The following is a 9,504-nucleotide window of genomic DNA, read 5'->3' as shown; positions in this document are numbered from 1 at the left end:
CATTTATTTTTAATGTTAGATTCTGATAAGTTAGTCTTTACCATTGATTTTCGCTGCAGGCGGCGACTCCAGTGCGATCAAGTGAGCATAATGAGACTTCACAACGTACGCGCGCAGGCGCGGCGGTGAAGGCTCATCGTTCACCCCACGGAAGGCGTCCGCCCTGCAGTGAAAATCCCAGCGGTAACTTCCTTATGACGTATTATCCCTATATTAAAAAAATATCTTTATTAAATGAGTTTTTTATTTTATAATATTAAAAATATTCTTATAGAAAAGAAGGAAAAATGAAATTCTTGTGGAATAGTAATTGAGAGAGTGATGCAACTATGAAAAAGGGTGGTGATTAAATGGAAGTAACTGACGTGAGGTTACGCAAAGTACTAACAGATGGTCGTATGCGGGCTATCGCTTCCATTACACTGGACAACGAATTTGTTGTGCATGATATTCGAGTAATAGATGGGAATACTGGGCTATTTGTTGCGATGCCTAGTAAAAGAACTCCAGAAGGTGAATTTAGGGATATTGCCCACCCAATAAATCCTGGAACTAGAAACAAAATTCAAGAAGCAGTATTATATGCGTATCATTTAAGTAGCGATGCCGAAGAAGAAAAATTGACCGAGGCAAGCATATAATAATGAACAAAAGCGCAAGCGCCTATGCCTGTTCGTGGTATGCACCTTTTCAAGTAGGTATGTGCAGGAGCTAGGCGCTGAAGTCTGGATGGAGAAACGCTCGTAGATAGTTATCCACGAGTCATAAATTTTATAGTTTGCTAAAAGTAAAAATGCGCAACAAAACCATTTCTAATCCAGAGATGGTTTTTTTTGTGCATGAAAATTACTTATAATACTTGTTTTGTCATGTATTTGTCAAGAGATATTTCCTTGAAAAATCGCTCCATTTCCGCTATAGTCAAAAGAGGAAATTAGCCCACTGGAGGGAAATCGGAAAATGACAAATACTTTTGCGGTTGTACTAGCAGCTGGTAAAGGAACTCGTATGAAATCAAGTTTATATAAAGTATTGCATCCTGTCTGTGGAAAGCCTATGGTTGAACATGTTATCGATAACATGGAAAAGCTTGGCGTGGAAAAAATTGTAACAGTCATTGGCCATGGTGCAGAAGTTGTTAAAAGTGAATTGGGAAATAGAAGTGATTATGTACTTCAAGCGGAGCAGTTAGGAACAGCGCATGCAGTTTTACAAGCAGAAACAACTCTTGCAAATCTTTCTGGAACAACTATTGTTATTTGTGGGGATACTCCACTTATAACTGCAGAAACGATAAATGATCTGTTAAATCACCATAAGCAAACTGGTGCAAAAGCGACGATATTAACTGCAATTGCAAATGATCCAACTGGATACGGGAGAATTATTCGTACAGAGAGTGGAAATGTAAAAAGTATTGTAGAACAAAAAGATGCAACTCGAGAAGAACAGCTTGTAAATGAGATTAACTCAGGTACTTACTGCTTCGATAACGAAGCATTATTCCAATCATTGAAATTAGTGAAAAATGAAAATGCACAAGGTGAATATTATTTACCAGATGTAATCGGGATTTTACAAAATGAAGGTGAGGTCATTTCTGCATTTGCAGCAAAAGACTTTGATGAAATTCTTGGAGTAAATGATCGAATTGCTCTTTCACAAGCAGAACAGATTATGCGATCTCGTATTGCTTATCATCATATGCGTGAAGGCGTAACAATTATTGATCCCCAAAGTACATACATTAGCAGCGATGCTGTCATTGGTGCAGATACGATTATCCAACCAGGAGTCATAATCGAAGGAAAAACTGCTATAGGAGCAAACTGTACGATTGGTCCAAATAGTCATATCGTAGGTAGTGTCATTGGTAATGGAACGACTATCCATTCTTCCGTTATATTATCAAGTGAAGTCGGTGATCATACAGCAATTGGTCCATTTGCACATATTCGACCACAAACCGAGGTTGGAAATGATGTGAAAATTGGTAATTTCGTCGAGGTGAAAAAATCAACAGTAGGAAATGGAAGTAAAATTTCTCACTTAAGTTATATGGGCGACGCATCAATAGGTTCAAATGTTAATATTGGATGTGGAACAATTACAGTAAATTATGATGGAAAAAATAAATTTGTAACAACAATCGAAGACGACGCTTTTGTTGGTTGTAACTCCAATTTAATAGCGCCAGTTACGATTGGTAATAATGCGTACGTTGCTGCAGGCTCAACTATTACAAAAGATGTACCCGGAGAAGCTTTAGCAATTGGACGTGCACGACAAGAAAATAAAGAAGACTATGTAAAAAATAAACTAAAATAACCCACTATCCAGGAGGATTATCATGGCAGAACAATATGCAAACTCAAAGTTGAAAATATTCACGTTAAATTCGAATAAAGAATTAGCAGAAGAAATCGCAAATGAAGTAGGAGTTCCACTTGGGAAGTCCACAGTAACTAGATTTAGCGATGGCGAAGTTCAAATCAATATTGAAGAAAGTATCCGCGGATGTGACGTCTTTATCGTCCAATCAACTTCTGGTCCTGTGAATGAACATATTATGGAATTACTTATCATGCTAGATGCGTTAAAACGTGCGTCTGCTCGTACTATAAGTGTTGTGATACCTTACTATGGTTATGCTCGCCAAGATAGAAAAGCGCGTGCTCGCGAACCGATTACAGCTAAACTTGTAGCAGATCTTTTAACAACAGCAGGTGCAACTCGTGCAATCGTATTGGATCTACATGCTCCTCAAATTCAAGGATTCTTTAATATTCCAATTGACCATTTAGTTGCAGCTCCAATTTTATCTGATTACTTCTTAGGGAAAGACTTTAATCCATCCGAATTGGTTATCGTCTCACCTGATCATGGGGGAGTAACACGGGCTCGTAAAATGGCAGATCGTTTAAAAGCACCGATTGCTATTATCGATAAGCGTCGTCCACGTCCAAATGTTGCAGAAGTAATGAATATTGTAGGTAATGTAGAAGGTAAGACAGCTATTTTAATCGATGATATTATTGATACTGCAGGTACTATTACAATTGCAGCACAAGCATTAATGGAAAGTGGTGCAAAAGAAGTGTACGCTTGCTGTACGCATGCAGTATTATCAGGTCCAGCAATTGAGCGTATCGATAACTCTGTGATTAAAGAATTGGTTATTACAAATTCAATTCAATTATCTGAAGAAAAAACATCACCGAAAATTAAAGAGTTATCTGTAGCAAAATTATTAGGTGACGCAATTGTACGTGTATTTGAAGAAAAATCAGTTAGTACATTGTTTGATTAATCTTTACACGTGGATATCCTCGGGTTGTTTTGGAAGAAATGATCACTATATCATTACCGTAACTTAAGTGTGTAGGGATGCGACTTCGTCACATCCCTACACACTTTTTTTGATAATATAGGTTAACGAACATATATGAAATGTTAATAATGTTTGAAAACTTCCGGTGGTGGGTATACATAGTTATAGAACCTATCGGGAGGATGAGAAATAGATGAGTACAGTAGTTAAAGCACGGGCAAGGGAACAAAAAGAGAATACGAAGTTAAGAAATAGTGGATATATTCCGGCAGTTGTTTATGGTTTTCAAATGGAATCACAAGCAATTACGGTAGAAGAGAAAAACTTAGCAAAAACTCTTCGTGAAGTAGGTCGTAATGGTGTCATGAAACTAGAAGTTGACGGAAAAACAGTTAATGTCGTGTTGAGTGACTATCAAATGAACATTCTCAAGGGTCAAATGATTCATGCAGACTTTTTAGCGATTAACATGCAAGAAGAATTAGAAGTAAATGTTGTAGTACATGTTGTAGGTAATTCAGTGGGAGCTTCTGAAGGTGGAGTATTGCAACAACCAAACAGAGAAGTGACAATTACCGTAAAACCATCGGAAATTCCTGAAGCAATTGAAGTGGATGTTTCAGAAATGGCGATTGGCGATACATTGACCGTTGCAGATGTGCGAGGCAAAATAGACTACACTATTACGAATGATGATGATTACACATTAGTTACTGTATCGGCTCCTCGAACAGAAGTAGAAAGTGAAGATACTGAAACCGAAGCGGATTCAGAAGAACCAAAAACAGAAGAATAATATGAAAGAGATTGCCTTAAGGCAATCTCTTTTGTTCTGTTTATGATAAAATAAAGGAAATACGTATTAAAGGATTGGAAATGAATGAAAATTATTGTTGGTCTAGGAAATCCAGGTAAGCAATATGAAGCAACAAGACATAATATTGGATTTCATGTAATAGACGAGCTTGCAAACCGCTTAAACATACCACTGACACAATCAAAGTTTAATGGAATGTACGGTATTTCCCATGTTGGCACAGAAAAAGTGATGCTCTTGAAACCGTTAACATATATGAACTTATCGGGTGAATGTATTGTACCGATGATGGATTATTTTGAAGTAGATGATGAGGACCTGTTAGTTATTTATGATGATTTAGATTTACAAGTAGGAAAGCTTCGTCTTCGTCAAAAAGGAAGTGCTGGAGGACATAATGGTATTAAATCTATCATTCAACATCTTGGCACACAAGAATTTAATCGAATTCGTATTGGGATCGATCGACCTACAAACGGGATGAAGGTTCCAGATTATGTGCTATCTAAATTTAGTGACGATGAAAGCGCCGAAATCGGAGCAGCAGTGAAAAAAAGCGCGGATGCATGTGAAGATTGGTTGACGAAAAGCTTTTTAGAAGTGATGAATTCATACAATGGTGCATAAATTTTAACGAAAAGACCTATACTTCCTAAAAGGGAGGTTTTAAGGTTATGCCGATTCATTATAAATGCCGCCATTGTGAAACAGAAATTGGTCAATTACCATTTGATAGTATAGATGAGCAGTTTTTAACTAAACATGAAATAACACCGGAAGAACAACATGAATACATAGTAAATGGAGCAGAGGGCGAGTATACCGTGCAGTGCATATGTGAAGAATGTCAGAACTCGCTACAAAAGTTTCCGAATTACTATGCATTAAAAAAATGGATACAGTAAAGATGCTTTGGCACGATTTCGTGCACAAAGCCTTTTCTGTTTTGTAGTCATCCAAATAAGTTCTTTCGTTTGTTGGATAGGGGAGGATTGAATGGAACTTTTAAGTAATCTATTAATCGAAGATACGCATATACAAAAACTCGTAAAAGAATTAGAGAATGGTAATGACCAACAACTAATAACCGGACTTACTTCTAGTGCAAGAGCTGTCTTCATAGAAATGCTATATAAGGCTCGTCAAAAAGCTATTTTAATCGTTACTCCAAATTTGCTACATGCGCAAAAGTTAACGGAGGATTTAGTAAAACTGGTTGGAGAGGATTTAGTGCGACTATATCCGGCAGACGAGCTTATAGCTGCCGATATATCTATCGCGAGCCCAGAGCTTCGCGCGCAACGTCTTGAAGCATTGGATCACATGTTGACGAAAAAAAAGGGAATATATATAGTACCGATTGCAGGTTTTAAAAAGCATATGCTGAGCGTAAAAGACTGGAAAGAAAGTATCATTTCAGTTGCAGAAGGCGAAGAGATAGTGCTAGAATCATTTCTCCAAAGTTTAGTGGACATGGGGTATGTAAGGCAGCCAATGGTTACTGCACCTGGAGAGTTTGCTTTAAGAGGTGGAATCGTCGATATTTATCCTTTGTATCTAGAGAATCCAATTCGTATAGAGTTATTCGACACAGAAGTCGATTCTATTCGAACTTTCTCTGCAGAAGATCAGCGTTCTTTAGAAAAGCTGAAGGATGTTCGAATACTACCAGCTACCGAGTATGTCTTAACTGAAAGTAAAAAGAAGCTCCTTGCACATAAATTAGAGCAGTCATTAGCCGAAAGCTTAAAAAAAGTTAAAATACAGGAAATGAAAGATCAATTTTATCAAAACATTCAACATGATATCGAACTTTTAAAACAAGGCGAGCAACCGAAAGAGTTTATGAAATACATTTCATTATTAGATGAAGATAATAGTTTCTTAGGGAACTATTTCAATCAAAATGGGATGGTTTTATTTGACGAGCTTGGAAGGATTCAAGAAGTAGCAGAGACGTTAGAAAGAGAAGAAAATGATTGGTTTTTGTCATTGTTAGAAGAAGGAAAGACTGTTCATGACGTAAAACCCTCTTTCCATTTAAAAGAAATTATTCAAATGCTACCGAATGAAAAAATCTATTCCTCTTTGTTTTCACGTACGTTCTCAGGCATTACGATTAAAAAAAATGTGAGCATTGCTTGCAAGCCAATGCAAAATTTTCATGGACAAATGCATTTATTGAAAAATGAAATAGAACGGTTTACACAAGGGAAGTTTCGCGTTGTTATTTTAGCAGATGGACAAGATCGTGTACAAAAAATTCATACTGTTCTAGAAGACTATGAAATTGTTTCAAAGATAGGAGCCTCTACGGCAGATTTACAAAAGCCCGGTATATTTGTCGTAGAAGGGGATTTAGAAGCAGGTTTTGAGTTGCCTCTTCAACGAATTGCTGTCATTACAGATGCTGAATTGTTTAAACAAAAACATAAGAAAAAAACTAGAGCACAAAAAGTGTCGAATGCAGAAAGAATTAAAAGCTATTCCGAAATAAAGCCTGGAGACAATGTTGTCCATATACACCACGGGATAGGGAAGTACATCGGAATAGAAACGCTATTAGTTAATGGGATTCATAAAGACTATTTGCATATTCGATATCGCGGCGAGGATAAATTATTCGTGCCGGTCGACCAAATAGATCTGATTCAAAAGTACGTTGCTTCCGGGGAAAAGGATCCAAAGCTTCATAAACTAGGTGGGGCGGACTGGAAGAAAACAAAAACAAAAGTATCCGCAGCTGTTCAAGATATTGCAGATGAGCTCATAAAATTATATGCGAAACGAGAAGCAGAAGTAGGATATGCGTTTGAACCAGATACTGAGATGCAACAATCATTTGAAGCAGCCTTCCCTTATGAAGAAACGGAAGACCAACTTCGTACGATTAGTGAAGTGAAGCAGGACATGGAGAAAGCCCGTCCGATGGATCGGTTAGTATGTGGAGACGTAGGGTATGGAAAAACGGAAGTAGCTATTCGTGCTGCATTTAAAGCAGTAATGGAAGGAAAACAAGTTGCATTTCTCTGTCCTACAACAATTCTTGCGCAACAACATTATGAAACGATGCTAGAGCGTTTTCAAGACTTTCCAATTGAAGTCGGTCTACTTAGTCGTTTCCGTTCTAAAAAACAACAAACAGAAACGATAAATGGACTAAAAAAGGGAATGGTAGACGTAGTAGTTGGAACGCATCGGATTTTATCAAAAGACGTTGTGTACCATGATTTGGGTCTTCTTGTCGTCGATGAAGAGCAACGATTTGGTGTAAAGCATAAAGAAAAGATTAAACAATTAAAAACAAATGTAGATGTTATGACGCTCACAGCTACACCAATTCCACGTACATTACATATGTCGATGATCGGGGTACGAGATTTATCAGTTATCGAAACACCACCTAAAAACCGTTTTCCTGTACAAACATATGTTATGGAGTTTAATGGCGCACTTGTCCGAGAAGCAATTGAAAGAGAGCTTGCAAGGGGGGGACAGGCATTTTATCTATATAATCGCGTGGAAGATATTACGCGAAAAGTAGATGAAATTCAAATGCTTGTACCAAGTGCAAGAGTAGGGTTTGCACATGGGCAAATGTCTGAAACGGAGCTTGAGTCTGTTATTATTAGTTTTTTAGAAGGCGAATACGATGTTTTAGTAACGACTACGATTATTGAAACAGGTATTGATATACCAAATGTCAATACACTCATTATTCATGATGCGGATAAAATGGGGTTGTCCCAGCTTTATCAATTACGTGGACGTGTAGGGCGGTCTAACCGAGTAGCGTATGCCTATTTAATGCATCAAAGAGATAAAGTACTAACGGATGTGGCAGAAAAAAGATTACAAGCGATTAAAGAATTTACAGAGCTTGGTTCCGGCTTTAAAATTGCCATGCGGGATCTATCTATTCGAGGTGCAGGAAACTTACTAGGCTCTCAGCAACACGGATTTATTGACTCGGTTGGGTTCGACCTGTATACACAAATGCTAGAAGATGCAATAGAAGAAAAAAGAACAGGGACTAAGAAAGAAGATATTCCGGATTTAGAGATTGTGTTATCAACGGATGCTTATATTTCAGACGAGTATATTCCAGATGGATATCAAAAGATTCAAATGTATAAACGTGTGAAAGCAATGGAGAAGGAAGAGGAGTATTTAGATCTTGTAGATGAATTACAAGACCGTTTTGGTGATTTGCCGCTTGAAACGGAGAAATTACTTCGCATTGCGCGTATGAAGATTTATGGTAAATCTGCAGGGGTAGAATCGATCAAAGAAGTAAATAAAATTGTTTCTATTCGCTTTAGCGTAGAAGGTACACAAAATATAAATGGTGCATTACTTGTAGAAAAGTCCATGAAATACGGTCGTGCAGTAGGATTTACGATGGACAATAGTAATTTGGTCATAACTATAGATGAGCGGAAAACAGGTAAGTTTAACTCGTTTGATGTTTTAGAGGAAATGATGTTAGTTCTTCCAGAAGCAAAAAAAGAAATAGCGTAAGCTAAACCATACTTTGCATATTTTTTGGAAATGTGATGCATACTATGGCAGAAATGAACTTTAGTTTCCAATCTGTCGAAAGTGAGGCAAATTACATGAAAGCAACTGGCATCGTACGTCGTATTGATGATTTAGGTCGAGTAGTTATCCCAAAAGAAATACGTCGAACACTTCGCATCCGAGAAGGAGATCCGTTGGAAATTTTTACGGATAGAGATGGAGAAGTAATATTAAAAAAGTATTCACCTATAAGCGAGCTTGGAAGTTTTGCAAAAGAGTACGCGGAAACTTTGTATGAAACGTTAGGAACCCCGGTTCTAATAAGTGACCGTGATGAAATGATTGCAGCAGCGGGGTTATCAAAAAAAGATTACTTAAATCGTAGGCTAAGTCCGGATGTAGAGGAAATAGTGGGTAAGAGAACCGTTGTGATGGAAAAACACGAAAACTCTGTAGAGTGGGTACCGGGAATTTTTGAAACAGTTAAATCCTATTGTATCGCGCCTATAATTGCATCTGGAGATCCAATTGGTGCAGTATTTTTAATATCGAAAGTGCATTTTATCGGGGAAGCAGAGCTTAAAGCAATAGAAACGGCTGCAAATTTCCTGGCAAAACAAATGGAAAGCTAAAAAAGTCTTCCTCTTTTACAAAAGAGGAAGGCTTTTTTGTCGCTTAGGAGATTATAAAGTAGATGATATGCCACTATTTAGGGTTACTGCGTCGTAGTGCGTCGACTAGTGACCACTAGGATTTTCACTGCAGTCGTACGCTTTCCACCGGGTAAGTGATGAGCCATCCCTACGACGCCTAAGCGGCGGTGAAGGCTCATCAC

General features: G+C 37.7%; 8 protein-coding genes. All 8 read left to right on the top strand.

Going from position 1 to position 9,504, the window contains the following annotated elements; genetic code table 11:
- Nucleotides 1-350: 350 nt before the first annotated feature.
- The 8 genes from spoVG to spoVT all read left to right on the top strand — a co-directional run bounded on the left by spoVG (nt 351) and on the right by spoVT (nt 9,301).
- The gene (gene spoVG, locus FG383_RS20385) at nt 351-641 is read left to right on the top strand and encodes a septation regulator SpoVG (RefSeq protein WP_142609473.1); all 291 of its coding nucleotides are present in this window, start codon (nt 351-353) and stop codon (nt 639-641) included.
- Nucleotides 642-960: 319 nt separating this feature from the next.
- On the top strand, nt 961-2,328 hold the full coding sequence (gene glmU, locus FG383_RS20380) for a bifunctional UDP-N-acetylglucosamine diphosphorylase/glucosamine-1-phosphate N-acetyltransferase GlmU (RefSeq protein ID WP_142609471.1): 1,368 nt from the start codon (nt 961-963) through the stop codon (nt 2,326-2,328).
- A 22-nt stretch (nt 2,329-2,350) separates the two neighbouring features.
- On the top strand, nt 2,351-3,310 hold the full coding sequence (locus FG383_RS20375) for a ribose-phosphate diphosphokinase (RefSeq protein ID WP_142609469.1): 960 nt from the start codon (nt 2,351-2,353) through the stop codon (nt 3,308-3,310).
- Nucleotides 3,311-3,524: 214 nt separating this feature from the next.
- Nucleotides 3,525-4,127 (top strand): 50S ribosomal protein L25/general stress protein Ctc, encoded by a 603-nt coding sequence (locus FG383_RS20370; RefSeq protein ID WP_142609467.1) that lies wholly within the window; start codon nt 3,525-3,527, stop codon nt 4,125-4,127.
- A gap of 84 nt (nt 4,128-4,211) precedes the next feature.
- Nucleotides 4,212-4,775, top strand: coding sequence for an aminoacyl-tRNA hydrolase (pth, locus tag FG383_RS20365; RefSeq protein ID WP_142609465.1), 564 nt, complete (start codon nt 4,212-4,214; stop codon nt 4,773-4,775).
- A 47-nt stretch (nt 4,776-4,822) separates the two neighbouring features.
- Nucleotides 4,823-5,053 carry an anti-sigma-F factor Fin gene (locus FG383_RS20360; protein ID WP_142609463.1) on the top strand — a complete coding sequence of 77 codons (231 nt, stop codon included), beginning with the start codon at nt 4,823-4,825 and terminating at the stop codon, nt 5,051-5,053.
- Between the two features lie 91 nt (nt 5,054-5,144).
- Nucleotides 5,145-8,669 carry a transcription-repair coupling factor gene (gene mfd, locus FG383_RS20355; RefSeq protein WP_142609461.1) on the top strand — a complete coding sequence of 1,175 codons (3,525 nt, stop codon included), beginning with the start codon at nt 5,145-5,147 and terminating at the stop codon, nt 8,667-8,669.
- A 95-nt stretch (nt 8,670-8,764) separates the two neighbouring features.
- Nucleotides 8,765-9,301 carry a stage V sporulation protein T gene (gene spoVT / locus FG383_RS20350; RefSeq protein ID WP_142609475.1) on the top strand — a complete coding sequence of 179 codons (537 nt, stop codon included), beginning with the start codon at nt 8,765-8,767 and terminating at the stop codon, nt 9,299-9,301.
- Nucleotides 9,302-9,504: the final 203 nt, after the last annotated feature.

The sequence above is a fragment of the Psychrobacillus soli genome, assembly GCF_006861775.1.
Lineage (GTDB): Bacteria > Bacillota > Bacilli > Bacillales_A > Planococcaceae > Psychrobacillus > Psychrobacillus soli.
Note: the sequence above shows the minus strand (reverse complement) of the source record. Positions and strands in the feature narration are given on the sequence as shown.